Here is a 16,615-nt window from a genome sequence, read left to right on the forward strand (position 1 = left end):
GATATAAAAAAAAGCCGTTCCTTCTACTAAAAGAAATAACGACTTTCTCGATCTATGGGTTTGTTCCACTGAGTCTTGGAACGCTGAACAGTTTCTCTCTTTGATTCAAATGACTCCATACATTCCACGGATGACCCATGTGAGGCAAAGAATACACCTCTATAGGTTCTTTTTTTATAGGGTGGTCAAATGACAACACATCCGCCCAAAGTGCAATTTGCTGTCCAGGTTTGTTGACGTGCTGTCCGTACTTTTGATCTCCAAAAATCGGATGACCTATTGAAGACAATTGGACACGAATTTGGTGAGGTCTTCCTGTGTGAAGTTTGACAGAAAGCAAACTAAAATTATTTCTAGACTCAAGTACCTCATAATCCAACACGGCTTTTTTAGCTTTTGGATGTTTGGGGTCGACGAAAACTTTGTTCTCTCTTTTGTCTTTATGAAGATGATGAACCAGTTGCCCTTTTTTCTGCTTTGGGACACCGTGAACGACAGAAAGGTAGCTTCTTTCGACGACTCGACGGCGGAACATATCTGATAACCTGGATGCTGCTTTGGATGTTTTAGCAAACACCATCGCACCGCCAACTGGACGATCCAATCGATGAATAAGTCCCAAATACACATTTCCAGGTTTTTGATACCGCACTTTCAGGTCTTCTTTCAGTACTGTCAGCAAATCTGAGTCCCCGCTTTTGTCTGCTTGTACTGGAATATTGACAGGTTTTTGAACCATCAGCAAATGATTATCTTCATACAACACATGAACCTTCATTCTTTACTCTTCTCCTTAATGCATAATGTTTCCATCATATCATTTTTAAGAGAAGGCAAGTCCTTATTAACAACATCTCTCATCAATCCCTTACTAACAAGGGTGAGAATCTACAGCTTTTCTGTTTTCTTTACGGTCGTCAGTCCATTCTATTTATTATTAGAGGCCTTTCAAAAAGTACTTGGTGTCATTTTTTTAAAATGAAACTCAGATACTTTTTTGGGTGTCGCTTTACTCGATTTTATTTTATTTCTTTTTTAGCAAGATAAAGCAAAATAATAAAATTTAGTTGAAAGAGATAAGCAGCAGGTCTTGCTATTAATTCGTCTTGAAAAATAAAAAACATTCCCATAAGAAAGTTGAATAGTCCTAATAAAAAAAGCGGATTTTTCTTAATTTCTTTATTCAAAAGTAAACCTCCCAGTAAAAAACGATATAGCTAATGATAGATTTTTTTAATTTAAAAGTAAATGGGGCGCGATGTGTTTCACCTTAAAAGATATCGATGAAGCTGCTGACATTGAAGTTTTGATTTAACCAACCATTAACTTTACTAGTGGGCAAAGAAAAAAACTTCTCATAACCGAGAAGTTTTTTCATTTAGCTTAACCTTTAACAGATGCACTTGAGACTGCGTCCACTGTTTCTGTGGTTTCTTCTTTTGCACTCATAGAAGCTCCTGAAGTGGCATCGACGTCTTCTGTTTTATGGTCTTTAGCTGAAGCACCAGAAACAGCGTCTACATCACCTACTAATGTTTGACCAGTTTGTTTCAAATACCAATCAATGATCGGTTTAAAGTCTAAAATAAACTCATTGATTCCGGCAAAGTTTCCTTCTTTATCATGCATAGCTTGATAATTATGCACGACATATTTGTCAGGACCATGTGTTGGCACATTGACACGAAATGCATCCATTGCTCCAGAACGCAATTGTTGAATCACATACCCTACGTTTTTATGCACTTTTTCTGGATGACATTTGGCTAATGGGTTCCCTACTTGTCCAGGAACACGAGCAGCTAACATTTCCTCTGCCGGTTTGGTTTGATTGTAATATAAGAATTGGTTGTTGCTGTCTGCATAAGTTAATTCCATTGGCATTGAAGCTAAGAAACAATTCAATTGATCAACCGTTAATAATCCACGATCCAATTTAACATACGTATTTCCTTCTACTGCACCAACTTTTTCTGCGGCTTGTTCCAACCAATCATCTGCGTACATATCAATGTCTTCAATGGTTGTGTTGATTTTGCCAGTTGCGTATAGATCTTCTGGTTCAAGTTCTATTTTTTTAGGCCCTTCTATTACAGTGACCACTTTGATGAACTGAAGGAATTTTTCTAAACAACTGCCTAAAAATCCAACTGTTCCTTGGTCTTTTAAATTTTCATTCTCATCAAAAGCTTCTTTCACTTTGCCCAATAAGAATTCATTTCCGGGCAACACCATGGCATTTACACCTGGAGCATCTAGAATTTGGCGCAAATGCAGCTGTGCACGAGAAGATCCTTGATCATAATAAGAAGCACCCACGATCATGACCGGTTTATTTTCTAAAGGATGAATCTTAAATGACAACCACTCCAGCACGCTTTTCAACCCGGCAGGTATCGTGTGGTTATGTTCTGGTGTGGCAATAATCACACCATCTGCATTTAGGATTTTTCTGTTTATTTTTTGAATAATCGGGCTGTTCGTTTGATCATCACTTTGATTGAACATTGGAACATCTTTGATCTCGATGATCTCTAGATCAAATAAAGAGCTGAATTGTTTTTTGATAAACTTTAATAATGTACGATTATACGATACTTCTGCGTTGGATCCTACAATACCGACTAATTTCATTTTTTTAACCCCTATCTTTATATTGTTTCCCAAGAAAAGTTTTCTGCTTCTTTTTTGTTTTGGGCATGTGCATGGTTCAATTGATTCGTAATAGTGACAAAATCTAAGAAATCTTCAAATAACCCCTCTAATTTTTGCACTTGGACATGATCATTCAGCTGATTTTCCTCATCAAAAGCTTGTAAAGAATGACTCAGCAAAAATTCAGAACTTGGCATAATGCGTGCTTTCAACTCTGGAGCATCTAAAATCTGACGCAAGTGTAATTGAGCCCTTGAAGATCCTAAAGTTCCGTAAGAGGCTCCGGTAATCATTACGGGCTTATCAACAAAAGGGAAAATACCATAAGAAAGCCAGCTCAGCGCATTCAGCAATGCCGCGGTAACAGTATGATCGTATTCTGGCGTGCTGATGATAACGCCATCTGCATCATTGATCTTATCTGCCATCACTTGCACGATTTCAGGAATTCCTTTATCTTCAGGCTTGTTGAATACCGGCATGTCTTTGATTTCCAAAATCTCAATTTCTGCTTTAGCGGAAAAATGGTTTTGCATAAATTGCAGCAATGTACGATTTGTTGAGTGGTCTGAGTTTGTTCCTACTAATCCAATAAATTTTTTCATTTTTTTACTTCCTTTCAATTTCCTCGATTTTTAACCGTTTATTTTTTCCAAACCCTTTGAATAACATAACTGTTCGTCTTTTGTAATCACTAATCCTTCTATTCCTTCTACTCTGTTCAATTCAGTGATGATTTCATCAGCTGATTGACCGTATAAGCGAGTAGACCATATCTCCCCATCCACCGATCGATCCGACCGAATAGTCAGACTGGCTACCTCTGTTTCGATAGGGCACCCTGTATGAGGACTTAAAATGTGATGGTAGGTTTTCCCCTTATTCACTAAACTTCTTTCGTAAATTCCTGAAGTCACGACGGATTGGTTTTTGATTTTCAACGTGGTCAAATAGTGTTCGCGATCCAAGTTGGGATTTTGAATCCCTATAGTCCAATACTTTTTTTTAGAAGTTTGAGAAGGTCCTAACCCAACGACGTTTCCGCCTAAATTGATTAATGCAGAGGCCACACCCTCGCTTTTTAAATACTGAATGACTAAGTCTGCAATATAGCCTTTTGCTAAAGCCCCTAAATCAATCGACATCCCCTTCTCGCTTAAATAAACTGATTTTTCTTTGTCGTTTAACATAATCTTGTGAGGATCTATCTTCTTCAGCAGCGCCTTGATAATTGGCTCTGAAGGCACTTTGGCATCAGCAAATCCAATTCGCCACGTTTGGACTAACGGACCAATAGCAATATTCAAATAACTGCCTGGAGCACAACTATGTCTCTTTCCTATCTGGATCAATTCATACAACTCGGGATGAACAGTAACAGGACAAATCCCTGCATGGCGATTGACGGCCATCAATTCAGAACTGGGATCATTGGCGCTGAATCGATGTTCGTATTCTTTTAACCGATTGATTACTTCAGACATTATCGGCTCTGGAGATTCATGTTCCACTAATAAATCAATGACAGTTCCCATTAAACGAACCGTTTCTCTTTTTTGTATCAGTTTATTCATCTCCTTGACTCAACAAGACTTCTTTTTCTAAACTTGCTAGTTCAGCTAACGCGATTTTATTTCGATTGATTTTTGAATAGGCTCTAGCATCATAAATCAATTCCAAAATCACTTCTTTTGGTTGATGTTCTATAATGGCATTTTTAGCTAACTGAATAGCTGCTCTAGCAAGATAATACGTTACGTGATTATCTGAGCAAATAGCAACAGCATAATGGAGCAAAGCATTACTGATGTCTATTTCTTGGATTTTGGAATAAAACAGACCACATTGAAACACAATATTGAGTACTCTCCAAGTATCTTCAGTGGTTGTGGTTGGATAACTGTAAATTTTTTCCAAAATCTTATTAAAATAAAATTCAGCTTTCTCTTGATCATTTTCGCGTGAATAAACCATTCCGCTCCCCGTATAAGCTAGTAAACGAAAAATAATAGAATCTTCAGTCTCTTCAGCTAATAAAATGTGATCGAACATAAAAAGAACATCCGTAATTGCATGCTTCTGAAAAATCATGACAAAACCACTTAAATAATGGTAACGCATTGCTAGCTTAGGTTCTTCTATATCACTACTGATTGAGATGGTGTTGAGCAGCTGCTTAGCTTGCTCATATTCACTCGTAATCAAAAAAAATTCAGCTTGGTTCATCTTTTCAATGATCTCTGAATATTTTACGCCTACTTTTGGGAACAACTCGCCTAAAGGCAACCCCAGACGATTGCACAGCTGAATAAGGATTTTTAAACTTGGTACTTTTCCGTTATTTTCGAAACGACTTAAGGTAGCTTGTGTACAGATCCCTTCGGCCACTTCACTTTGAGAAAGTCCTATCGCTTTACGCGCTTCAACAAATCGCTCTATATTCACGTCCATCCCTCCATACAATAACTAGCGGCGGTTTAGTTTGTGCTCATTTTCACATTTGTTTTACACCTCGAATTATACCTTCCAGAAATATAATCGTCAACTAAATATATAAAAAATTATATAATTTTGTGAATTTTTTACTAACAAAAATTTCATTACTTTATTGCTCTTTCTTTAGAGTATCTGTAATAAATTGTTGATTTAACTTGTTTTTTCATCGTCACCCTATTTATATAAAATAGTATAGGAGAGTAAAAAAGCTATTTCGTTCAACTTCGAACAATGTAATTTTATAATCCCAAGGTATAATGAAATAATTTATATTAATGTATGCATTAACAAGCGGAATAATGTATAAAATTCTATAATTAAGCGCACAAAAAGTGGAACCTAACTAGACTCATGCTAGTAGATTCCACTTTTTTCTCCTAATTCAACTATAAGGCGCGTAAGCTATCTCAATGACTGCAGCAAGTTTTTCCTTGACCTCTGCAGTGGTGAAGGCTCCTGACAGGCCATTTAAATTCAATGATTTCATCGTTGCATAATTGATTCCTAAATGTTCAGCCAACAACAAGTACTCTCTAGTCAGTGACGTGTGGGAAACCGTACGATTGTCGGTATTGATGCAGCAGCGGATCCCTTTTTCCATAAAATCAAGCAAGGGGTAATCTTCCCAACTATCCACCGCGTTCGTTTGAATATTACTCGTCGGGCATAATTCGATGACCGTTCCTTTTTCCACACACAGTGCCTGTGCTGTTTCATCCATTTGAGTGGCGATGCCATGTCCAATACGGTCGGCTCCTAAATGGATTGCTTGAACAACATTATGAGCACAACCGCATTCGCCAGAATGAAGGGTAATTTGCAGGCCTTTTTCTTGCGCAAAAGCAGTCAAAGGTTCAATGTGGTCATTTGCCAAATCAGGTTCCGGTCCTGCCATATCAAAACCAACCAATAAGCTTTCTTGCGTTTGTGTCAATTCGGACAACATCGCAAGATTTTCTTCGTTAGAATCCTGACGCATACCGCAAATCAATAGGTTCACTAGGATATTGTATTGTTCCATGGCTCGATGGACCCCTTCACTGACCGCTGAAATAATTTCTGGTAACGTCATTCCTGCTTCTGTATGCAAGAGCGGAGCAAAACGCAATTCCATATAACGAACATTTTCCAAAGCCGCTGCTTCAGCAGTCGCAAAAGCTGACTCTTCAAGCTGCTCACGGGTTTGCATGAGTTGGAGAGTGATATCGAAACTTTTTAGATAATCCGATAAATCTCTGCATTTTTCCGGTGCCACTACTTGATCCAGTAAAGCTCCATCAAGTTGTTGTTTTTCCGCTAGTTTCTTTAATGTTTTCATCGGCACAGAACCATCTAAATGGCAGTGTAACTCTACTTTAGGTAGTTGATGAACAATTTCTTTCTGCACGTTATCCAGATCCCTTCACAAATTATTTTCTATTCCATCTGGTGTTTTGGTTATTTAAATCTCCTCATATGACGCTCAACATGTTTGAAATATTGCCATTAAGTATCTGGTAGAAATCTGGTTTTCAGAACGATAATCAAACGAATGATATAAAAAAAAACGCCGATTCTGTGGTTAACTCACAATTAGCGCGTTTTTATTCTTCTTTATGCCAAAGCTGGTTTATAGTACGAAAGAACGACTTCGACTTATCTATAAACGAAGAATTTAATAGTTTCAAATATATCAAATGTACCTTCATTTAACAACCTGAATGGCCGCATTTTTCATTATTTCGCTTTATAATAATTGTGTATTTATTTAAATAGAGACTGATTTTAATGATAGACAAGTATTTTTTATTGGACATCAAATAGAGATGAAGCTCACTGAGGCTCCATCTCTATTTACTACATTCTTTTTCAGCCAGCCTTTACTTTATCTTCCGTATAGACATGTACTTGGTTACGCCCTGATTGTTTTGCTGAATACAATGCTTTGTCCGCTTTGATCAACAACTGATCTACAGTCTCCTTTGCCTCTTGTATCGCTTCGGCCACTCCCATACTGAACGTAACCGGAATGTCTCCTTCTGCAGAATGAAGATTCTGAATCTCTAGACTTTTACGCAATTTATTTCCTAATGCTGCTGCCTCTATTGCTGTATAACCACTCAGAGACAAAGCAAATTCTTCCCCACCGTATCTAGCAAACACCAGTCCTTCCGTTAACTGATTTTCACAAATGTTTACGACATGCTTAAGTATTTGATCTCCTATATGATGTCCATATGTATCATTCACCTGCTTAAAATGATCAATATCCATCAGTATTACTGTAAACGGAGTGTATTCTCGTTTCGATGCTTCAAAATCTTGTACGCAGCGTTCCATAAAGGCCCGTCGATTATATATATGAGTCAGTCCATCATAATTGGCTTGGTACTCCAATTTAGTTTGGAGTCTTTTGAGTTCAGTAATATCTGTAAAAATCAGTATTAAACCTTTACTATTTTTCCCCTGTATCAATGGTGAGATACGAATCTGGTACATACTTTTGACACCATTCACAATCACCTGTACTTCTTGGGACTGACTGGTCACTTCAAGATTTAATGGAACAGAATTGCCTGACAATGGATACCAAATTTTAGAAAAGTCCATTCCAAGTAGAGTTTTATTTAATTGTGGAAAATACTCTTCACATGTCTGATTGAACTCGATCAATTGGCGAGACTCATCCAATACCATTACACCATCATTGATGCCATTAAATATCGCATCTTTTGCAATGGGCATCAGCGTGAACAAACGGGAAGATTTGATCGACCACAAATACAACAGAGATGACAACCACAAGACCATCGGAACTGGGTCTACTCCTTCAGGGGTCAATCCTACTAAATACAGAAAAGCTGTCAGTATAGGAATCAATTGTCCGAGTATTAAAGCAAATAATTGTGGGCGATAATTTTTTGCAGTCTCTTTCCAATGAGAGATAGCCAATAACAAAGCAACCAGCATACAGGTAAATATGTAGATTCCATGAATCGTATACCATAGCCCTATTTCCTGCCGTATATAAGGAGCGCCTAAAGATGAGTCGATCTCAAACACTCGATAATGAAGATGATGCCAGTCATTCGTTGCTACCATGACTAACGTAATCAAAGGAACAACCAGAAGAGAAAAAGCTTTTTTTCTTGAAATTGAAATGCCTAAATACTGCATAACAAACAGTAGTCCTAACGGCGTAGAAATCGGCATCCCCACATATTGCATAACTGTCCAAAATTTGATCTGATCAAGCGTTGTAGCTAGTAATCCAAAAGCTGAAGCAAAACAATAAACAGCTATTGTTGCAGTGTAAACCATAAAAATATGCGCAATTCTTTTGTAACGGGGCCGATTAACATACACATATAAGAATAAATATAAGTTCAATACACCAGACGTACAGATAATTGATACATAAGCAGTCAATTGTGAATTCATGATAGGGCATCCTCTTTTAGTCATTTTTTACTTTTAATGTAACACAGTTTTTTTTATATAGGTACATCAAAATCGGCTCATTATCCATTGACACAAACCGTTCACATATAAACGTTTGCGACAGCATATAAGGCAATTTGATACCCATTAGATAAGAACTGTTTCCTTTACTTGAATGAACTATTTTTTTAATTTATCTGCCAGTCGATAAAACTAAGGACTAACTTAAACTTGAAGTTTTGTTAGATTATTTATTCTTGAGAACCTTTTTCTGATATGATATTCCTATGACAGTTTAAGGGAGGAAAATAAATCATGTTGGAATTCAAACAAAATATCCGGGGAAATGTAGCCCTAGGCGTAAACCCACTTGGATGCAAACAAGAAGTACTGAATCAAATTGACTATGTGAAAAGCAAAGGGACTTATGAAGGACCGAAAAAAGTATTGATCATTGGTGCTTCATCAAGCTATGGTTTAGCTACCCGTATCAGCCTAGCTTTCGGTGCAGGAGCAGATACCATTGGTGTTTCTTTTGAAAAGGGACCAAAAAACGAAAAGAATCTAGGAACAGCTGGTTGGTACAACAATATCGCTTTTCGAGAAGCAGCTGAAAAAGAAGGCTTAGTCGCCAAAAACTTTGTACAAGACGCCTTTAGCCATGAGAGCAAACAAGAGATCATCGATTATATAAAAAATGAATTTGGCGGTAAAGTCGACCTAGTCGTTTACAGTCTGGCAAGCGGCAGAAGAACAGATCCTGATACTGGAGAAACCTATACTTCCTCCATTAAAGCTCTTAGCGAGCCAGTAGTTGGTCCGAATATTAATATGCAAAACCACTCTTTCTATACTGAGACTCTGGATCCTGCAACTGATGAAGAAATCGCAGGTACAGTCAAAGTCATGGGTGGCGAAGACTGGCAGTTATGGATGGAAGCCCTAAAAGCAGCAGGTGTATTGGCTGATGGAGTGCTGACAACTAATTATTCTTATTTAGGAACAGAGTTGAATCGTCCTTATTACGGTGGAGGTACTCTTGGTCTTGCTAAAGCGGATTGTGATGAAAAGGCGGAGAACATTAATGAATTGCTGGCTGATATTAACGGAAAAGCCGAAATTGTGGTTGCTACTGCAGTTACAACTAAAGCCAGTTCAGTGATTCCATTTTTCCCTGTTTATTGCATCGCTCTATACAAAGTCATGTCAGACAAAGGAACTCACGAAACACCCATTATGCACCAAGACCGCATTTACCGCGAAATGATTTATGGCGAAAAGTCTGAATATGATGAAATGGGACGACTTAGACCTGACAGCTGGGAACTGGACAGCGACACTCAAGCTCAAACGAAAGAGCTTATCTCAAAATTAAATGAAGATAATTTCAATTCTGAAATAGCCGCTTATGACATCTTGGTTAAAGAGTTCTCAAATTTAAGCGGATTTATGGTAGATGGCTATACTGAGCAAGAAGTGACTATAGAAGATTTAAAAGCGTTAAACTATTAAGTTATTTTGACCATATCGATAAGAACAAAAACCCCCAAGCAGAAAAATGCTTGGGGGTTTTCAATGTAGATGAATCTAGAATTTGATGTTGGATTCGCTCTTTGCTATCACTTATAAGAAGATTCACTGTGAATACATCAATGAGTTTTGGTTCCTTAGTTTAGATTTGGAAAATTTTTTAGAATTCGTCACGTGCTTTACGCAAGTCTATAAAATCTTCCAGCGTTTCTGCCTGAATAAACAGATTGATTTCTTTCTCCCGACCGATGGTTGACGGTAGTGTCGGCACTCCTTGTGCGCGCAAATGATTGACGTGGCCCAAGGCTTCAGAAATCACCTCATTAGACGGCTGCACAGAATGAGCAAAGTTCAAATTGGTTTGTGTATATTCATGTGCCGCATAGACTTGTACTTTATCGTCTAAACGCTTGAATGTCTGCAAAGCACCATATTGAGCTTGATAATCTCCTGTAAAGACTCGACCACAGCCAGCTGAAAATAAAGCATCTCCACAAAAGAGACTCATTCCCATTAAAAAGCTGATGTGTCCAGCAGTATGACCACCAGTTTTGAAAACTTGAATATTTTGGCCCAGCAACTTGAAAGAGACTCCCTCTTGAACAATAGAATCAGCTAAAGGTTCCGTTTCTTTCGGTCCATATACAGGAGTACCCCGGTGTTTCGCTAAGATTTCTTTCACCCCGCCAATATGGTCATCGTGATTATGAGTCAAAAGAATAGCGATTAAATCCAGCTGTTGTTCCTCCAAGTAATCTATGACGCCTTCAGCTTCTCCGGGATCGATCACTACTGCTTCGGTGCCTTCTTTAATGACCCAAATATAATTGTCAGAAAGAGCTTTGATAGGTTTAACATCCATTGCTTTTCCCCCTTAGTTTGATTTTTATCCTAAACAAAAAATTCAGTTATACCGCCTATCGACTATAAAAATAGAACTTCTAAAAATAAAGAAGTTCTATTTTTATAGTCTGGACCTATTTAATGGTGTTTGCTGTCTAAGCAAACACCAAATTTATCGATTCTACAACATTTAACGTTGGTGAGTAGAAAATACACTTCTTTTTAACTCTAACTCTATTAGAAACTCAGTTTTAGAAATTTCTGGAGGACTATGGGGTTGCTTATAACCATGAAAAGGATGCAATGAGAATTATCCCGAGTTAAGCTTCAGCTTTTACTCGGGGTTTGACGCTTGCAAGTCTTGAGACGCGGTTTTCGGCTCAAGGCGTTCCCATGGCATTCCATAAGCAATCCCATAGTCCGGAGGAAATTTCTTTATTAACGTTAGAAGATGAAGAGCCAATTTATTCCTGCTACTCTCACAAAGTAGTGATGATCGGTCCTTCTTGCGTAAGAATAATGGTGTGTTCGTATTGAGCCACCAAGCTTTTCTGAGTAAGTAGTGTCCATTCATCTTCTTCGGATTCGAGTACTTCCTCTTCCAGAGTAGAAATAAACGGTTCAAAAGCAATCACCATACCCTCTTTTAAGAGCTCATCATCCCAACGAGAAAAATAATTAAAAATATGGTCCGGTGCTTCATGAATGGAACGTCCAATGCCATGTCCAGTAAGGTCTTTAATTACGGTCAATCCTTGTCGTTTTGCTACATTGTGTACTGCTTTTCCAAGGGCGCTTTTTTTAGATCCTGGTTTTGCTTTTTTAAGACCTGCGTAGAAGGCTTCTTTAGCAACCTCGCATACTTTTTCTTTACTTGTCTCTCCCTGACCAACCACAAAAGAAATCCCAGTGTCTGCGAAATACCCATTTTTAGAAGCTGATACATCAATATTTACAAGATCACCTTCTTGGATAACCCGACCTCCTGGAATTCCGTGCGCTACTTCCTCATTTACACTTATGCACACATACCCTGGAAAATTATATGTTTCTTTAGGTGCGGACAAAGCCCCAGCTTCTTCAAAACTCTTTTCTGCCATTTCATCAAGCTCTTTTGTAGTCATTCCGGGCTTAGTACACTCGACTAATTTATTTCTGATGGATCCGCAAATACGGCCAATTTCTTTTAGTCCATTAAAGTCCTCTTCACTTTTTGCAATCATTATATGTCCTCTTTTTAAATGTAATTTTATACCTATCCTTCTTAGTTCGTGATATATCTAAATAAGACTTTCCTCAAGCTATGAAAAGAAAAACTTCACTACCTCGTTTTTATGAACTATTCCCCAATCGGTTGATATTCCACTGCCAGACCTCTTTGGACACCTGGTCGTTCTGCAATGCGGTGAGACCATTCCAAAAGATGAGTGTACTCATCCAGATTTAAAAATTCATACGAGCCTTCATATAATTCTCCTAAAGCTAAACGACCGTACCAAGACCAGATGGCAATATCTGCGATGGTATAAGTGTCACCAGCTATATAAGAACGCTGTGCTAAGGTTTTGTCGAGCAAATCCAATTGACGTTTCGTTTCCATCGTAAAGCGATCGATCGGATATTCCATAGGCTCGGGAGCATAAGCGAAAAAGTGACCAAATCCTCCCCCAACATACGGACCTGCTCCAATTTGCCAGAATAACCAATTTAGGGTTTCAGTCCGACCATGAATATCTTTCGGAATCAGTTCATTAAATTTCTCAGCCAAGTAAAGAAGAATAGAACCTGATTCAAAAATGTCCACACGAGGGCTTTGACTTTGGTCTACTAAAGCTGGAATCTTAGAATTTGGATTGATTTCGACAAAATCAGAACCAAATTGATCGCCTTCTCCAATATTAATAGTATACAAGTCATAATCTATGCCCTCTGCACCTAATTCTTTCAGCTCTTCGAACATGATCGTAACTTTGATACCATTCGGTGTTCCCAACGAATAAAGTTGGAACGTAGCTTCTCCTACTGGTAATTTCTGTTCAAAACGACTGCCAGCTGTTGGACGATTGCCGCCTTTTTTTGAATTCTCTTCTTCCCACTGCCACACTTTTGGTAATTTGTACGCTGCCATTCTACCACTCCTCATACTATTTATTAGTAACTTCATCATACTACTCTTGTACTACTATGCACAAATTTCAGCTTATTATCTATTCATGATAAGCTGCTCCGCATCGTTTATCACTGTGGTTTTTTATATCCGTAATTATGATACGAAACCCTCAACTTCCTTAGTGAGCTCTGCTTCTTTCGTTAATTCATTTAGTCTACCAACTATTTCTTTGTCGAATGTAATTTTGTCAATGAACGCTCGTATTAACAGATTAAACTCTGCGCTTTTTGCCTATTAATAGATTAGAAACCAATATAGAAAATAACACGGGCGTGCCTATACGATCTATTCATGCTAGAATAACAATAAGAAACTATTGGAGGATGATATTATTATGAAACAACAACTCGTTGAGATTTGCCTGCGTGTCAGAGATCTTGAGGCTACTTTAGATTTTTATACTAATCTATTCGATTTTGAAATTGCCAGCCGCAGAGAATTCCCTGAAAATAAGTTTGATTTAGTTTATCTGAATTCGCCCGGTTCATCTGTTCAAATTGAACTCACTTACAATTACGATGCCGAGCCATATAATGTAGGAGATGGCTTCAGTCATTTAGGTGTGACTGTCAGTGACTTAGAAAAAATGCATGAAGTTTGTAAAGCTTCTGCTTACGAAACAGGTGAGTTAAGAGGACTTTCAGGCGGCACACCCTCTTATTTCTTTGTGACAGACCCTGACGGCTATCGAATCGAAGTAAAGCGCGCAAAATAATTTTTTGACTATTTTAAATGTAAGCCTGTTGGTTGTTGCCAATAGGCTTACATTTTTTTAATTCTTTCTTGTCAACACTTAAAATCCCTTGTAAATTCATTGCTTTCTAAAAACCTTATCTACTTATGATACGGTTCTCCGTATTATGTTTAAATGAGGTTTTGTTACTGCTATTAGCTTCAGAAATTTATTGGTTTTTCAAACCTAATTTTTATAGAATGTTCTTACTTACTTGTTTCAATTTTATAATATATTCCTTTTGAATTAGAGTTAAACCCATATTCGATTTCTAAATCCCAAATTACATTTCGATATTTTAATGAAGCCAAATGAATTAATTCATCTTCTTCGAAAAGCAAGTTTCGCCCTGATCTACTATCATCAAATTGGTAAAGTGAACCTACTTTATTAGCCATAACTAATATCTCTTCTTTTGTCAAAGGCGCAAAGGTGACAGAAAGACTTTTGACTCTGACTTCTAAATCATTTGAGTTCAGTAAAAAAATTTCATTACGTAATCCGTTTAATTCGACTTTATACTTTGTTTCTTCTAGCATTGATTGGTATTTGTCTAGCCAAGAATCTTTGTAGAAAAAAATTTGAGGAAGAGAGCCAAGTAAAGTATCAAAATGATTGGAATTTTCTGGAAGCTCTGCAAATAGCTTTTTAAGTTTTTCTTTTTCTTGATAAGCTACTATTATCTTAATCAGGGACTTGTCAAAGACTTGTAAGAAGTCATTAATAATAATTGAATTAAATCTCTTGAAAAAGTATTTTTTAAAAAATCTTTTATCTTCTAGAAGATTAATAGCCATTTTTTCAGATACTTTCCCATCCTGTCTAACTTTCTTTTCTAAATGTTTTTCGTTTATAGGACCTATATCCAACTTATAATTTATTTCTTCCTGTATTTGATTTCCTAATTCACTAGCAATATTTTGATAAATGTTTACATCAATCTCTTCTGCTTCATATAATATTTTTGAAATATAATTACGATTGATAGCTTTTTTTGCCGTTTCTAATTGTTCTGATATTGCATTAAATGCATCTATAAATAAATCACTAAATATGACATATTGTTTTTGAAAATTATCTTTACTTAGAAAAATATCATTATATAATTGGTCAATTTCATATCCAGATTGTTGAATGTAAACTGATAGGTCTTCAGTTCTATAAGCTTTATGCAAAAACAAATCCATAAAGAAATTACGTATTACTTTATCCATTATTAACCACTTACTAGAAGAACCTATAGGACTGTCAGGATATACTTCCCAATCACCAATCTGATAGGTGACATCTTGGATTAGATTGGAAAAATCATTATGTTTAACATCTAGTTCATATAAATACTCATTTATAGAGGGTGTGTATTGTAAAACAATGTCTTTAATAAACGGCTGTAACTTTTTAATTTTATTTGAATTAACATCTTCCAACAGAATGTAGAAACAGTAAGTAAGAATTGACAGACAATACTGATTATAGAGTGGAAGGTTTTCTTCTCTATAATATTCAATTTCAGAAAAAAACGTGGTTTCTAAAACTTGTTTTTCCTTATTATCTAACAATACTCTCACATAAGAAACAACTTCATCTAATTCTCCATCTCTTTTCAAGTGTCCAATTAAAATATCATGAAAAGCTTTCATGCGTATTTTTAAAAATGAACTCTCCCAATCAACCTTTTGAAATAACTGATTATAAACTTGAACAACATACCTTGTAGTTCGGGAGGAATTTTTATGTCTCTTATCAGATGAAAGATTCTTATTAATTCTTATTTGTTCATATAACGTGATATATGGAAAGTCAGCTTCTTTGTAAAAATATTTTTGAGGAAAAGAAGATAGTATATCAAACATTTGAATTAATAAGTTGTTATCAAAATCAACTTGACGTTTTGCTTCATTTGCACTTTTATACATATTTAAAAGTGAATTATACAATACTTCGTTAACATCCCTCGTACTAAAATATGATATTCTTTTGAATACTTCCTCATAATGAACTTCTATCAAATTATTTCTCTCTTTGTTGGAATTATTATAAATACCATAATAAATTTCAAAATTTTCTTTTAATTCTAATAATTTATGCTCATAAGCTAGTTCTGTTAAATGATTATTTAAATTCTTAAGTATTTGTTCTGCATCTTCTTCAATTCCATTGGCTACCTCAAATACAATATGCTTTTGTAAATCTTTATAAACTTCATCTTTTTTTATAAACAATTTCAAAATATCATGGGTCAAATAGCTTACCAAAAATAAACTGATTATAAAGAGAGAAACACTTCCATTTAAAAACTTAAATATCAAAAATATATAATTAAGAAATAAGATAGCTATTTCAAAAAGAATAATCGATTGATGTGTAAAAACTTTATAGTGGTTGGTCATTAAAAAATGCCCAACTCTAAGTCCATATCTCTTCTCTCTTGTGCTTTCCAGTAATAAAGCTAACAATGCTATACCTAATGTCGAAACAGATGCTTGAATTCCAAATAAATCGATTACTAAAGTACTAAATTCATTATTTGTAATAGGCAGAGTAATAATTTTAACATTTAGAACATCACATATAGCACTTATACTAATGAATAAAACTAGAAGAATAAAAATTATTATTTCATGTTTCTTTTTTTTATTTTTCATTTATACCTCCAACATAAGACCAAACAAAGTAACCTAAACTTTGTTTTATCTCTTGTAATTGCATCATAGTAATTCAAAACCTCATCTACTTATGATACGGTTCTCAGTATCTTTTGTCTCTGT

General features: G+C 36.2%; 14 protein-coding genes. 2 read left to right on the plus strand and 12 right to left on the minus strand.

What is annotated here, in order from left to right:
• Nucleotides 1-52 precede the first annotated feature (52 nt).
• The 8 genes from ACEN4L_RS06380 to ACEN4L_RS06415 all read right to left on the minus strand — a co-directional run bounded on the left by ACEN4L_RS06380 (nt 53) and on the right by ACEN4L_RS06415 (nt 8,571).
• The gene (locus ACEN4L_RS06380) at nt 53-778 is read right to left on the minus strand and encodes an RluA family pseudouridine synthase (protein WP_407096359.1); all 726 of its coding nucleotides are present in this window, start codon (nt 776-778) and stop codon (nt 53-55) included.
• A gap of 241 nt (nt 779-1,019) precedes the next feature.
• The gene (locus ACEN4L_RS06385) at nt 1,020-1,187 is read right to left on the minus strand and encodes a hypothetical protein (RefSeq protein WP_177192522.1); all 168 of its coding nucleotides are present in this window, start codon (nt 1,185-1,187) and stop codon (nt 1,020-1,022) included.
• A gap of 196 nt (nt 1,188-1,383) precedes the next feature.
• A complete protein-coding gene (locus ACEN4L_RS06390; RefSeq protein ID WP_407096358.1) occupies nt 1,384-2,634 on the minus strand; it encodes an NAD(P)H-dependent oxidoreductase in 1,251 nt (416 codons plus the stop codon).
• 17 nt (nt 2,635-2,651) lie between these two features.
• Nucleotides 2,652-3,260, minus strand: a complete 609-nt coding sequence (locus ACEN4L_RS06395; RefSeq protein ID WP_407096357.1) for an NADPH-dependent FMN reductase — start codon at nt 3,258-3,260, stop codon at nt 2,652-2,654.
• A 30-nt stretch (nt 3,261-3,290) separates the two neighbouring features.
• Nucleotides 3,291-4,229, minus strand: a complete 939-nt coding sequence (locus ACEN4L_RS06400) for an FAD:protein FMN transferase (protein WP_407096356.1) — start codon at nt 4,227-4,229, stop codon at nt 3,291-3,293.
• A complete protein-coding gene (locus ACEN4L_RS06405) occupies nt 4,222-5,106 on the minus strand; it encodes a helix-turn-helix domain-containing protein (protein ID WP_407096355.1) in 885 nt (294 codons plus the stop codon). The genes ACEN4L_RS06400 and ACEN4L_RS06405 overlap by 8 nt, the downstream gene beginning before the upstream one ends.
• A 427-nt stretch (nt 5,107-5,533) precedes the next feature.
• Nucleotides 5,534-6,538 (minus strand): adenosine deaminase, encoded by a 1,005-nt coding sequence (gene add / locus ACEN4L_RS06410; protein WP_407096354.1) that lies wholly within the window; start codon nt 6,536-6,538, stop codon nt 5,534-5,536.
• Between the two features lie 461 nt (nt 6,539-6,999).
• Entirely contained in the window at nt 7,000-8,571 is a 1,572-nt protein-coding gene (locus tag ACEN4L_RS06415) for a histidine kinase N-terminal 7TM domain-containing protein (RefSeq protein ID WP_407096353.1), read from the minus strand.
• Between the two features lie 315 nt (nt 8,572-8,886).
• On the opposite strand from ACEN4L_RS06415, the gene fabV reads away from it, so the two are divergent.
• Entirely contained in the window at nt 8,887-10,083 is a 1,197-nt protein-coding gene (fabV, locus tag ACEN4L_RS06420; protein ID WP_407096352.1) for an enoyl-ACP reductase FabV, read from the plus strand.
• 178 nt (nt 10,084-10,261) lie between these two features.
• On the opposite strand, the gene gloB is transcribed toward fabV, so the two are convergent.
• The 3 genes from gloB to yghU all read right to left on the minus strand — a co-directional run bounded on the left by gloB (nt 10,262) and on the right by yghU (nt 13,072).
• Nucleotides 10,262-10,963 carry a hydroxyacylglutathione hydrolase gene (gloB, locus tag ACEN4L_RS06425; RefSeq protein WP_407096351.1) on the minus strand — a complete coding sequence of 234 codons (702 nt, stop codon included), beginning with the start codon at nt 10,961-10,963 and terminating at the stop codon, nt 10,262-10,264.
• Nucleotides 10,964-11,423: 460 nt separating this feature from the next.
• A complete protein-coding gene (gene map, locus ACEN4L_RS06430; protein WP_407096350.1) occupies nt 11,424-12,167 on the minus strand; it encodes a type I methionyl aminopeptidase in 744 nt (247 codons plus the stop codon).
• A gap of 116 nt (nt 12,168-12,283) precedes the next feature.
• Nucleotides 12,284-13,072, minus strand: coding sequence for a glutathione-dependent disulfide-bond oxidoreductase (gene yghU / locus ACEN4L_RS06435; RefSeq protein ID WP_407096349.1), 789 nt, complete (start codon nt 13,070-13,072; stop codon nt 12,284-12,286).
• 376 nt (nt 13,073-13,448) lie between these two features.
• On the opposite strand from yghU, the gene ACEN4L_RS06440 reads away from it, so the two are divergent.
• Nucleotides 13,449-13,829 (plus strand): VOC family protein, encoded by a 381-nt coding sequence (locus ACEN4L_RS06440; RefSeq protein ID WP_407096348.1) that lies wholly within the window; start codon nt 13,449-13,451, stop codon nt 13,827-13,829.
• 224 nt (nt 13,830-14,053) lie between these two features.
• Here ACEN4L_RS06440 and ACEN4L_RS06445 read toward each other — a convergent pair whose 3' ends face one another.
• A complete protein-coding gene (locus ACEN4L_RS06445) occupies nt 14,054-16,492 on the minus strand; it encodes a hypothetical protein (RefSeq protein WP_407096347.1) in 2,439 nt (812 codons plus the stop codon).
• Nucleotides 16,493-16,615: the final 123 nt, after the last annotated feature.

Origin of the sequence: Desemzia sp. FAM 23988, assembly GCF_045528365.1 — a bacterium.
GTDB lineage: Bacteria > Bacillota > Bacilli > Lactobacillales > Carnobacteriaceae > Desemzia.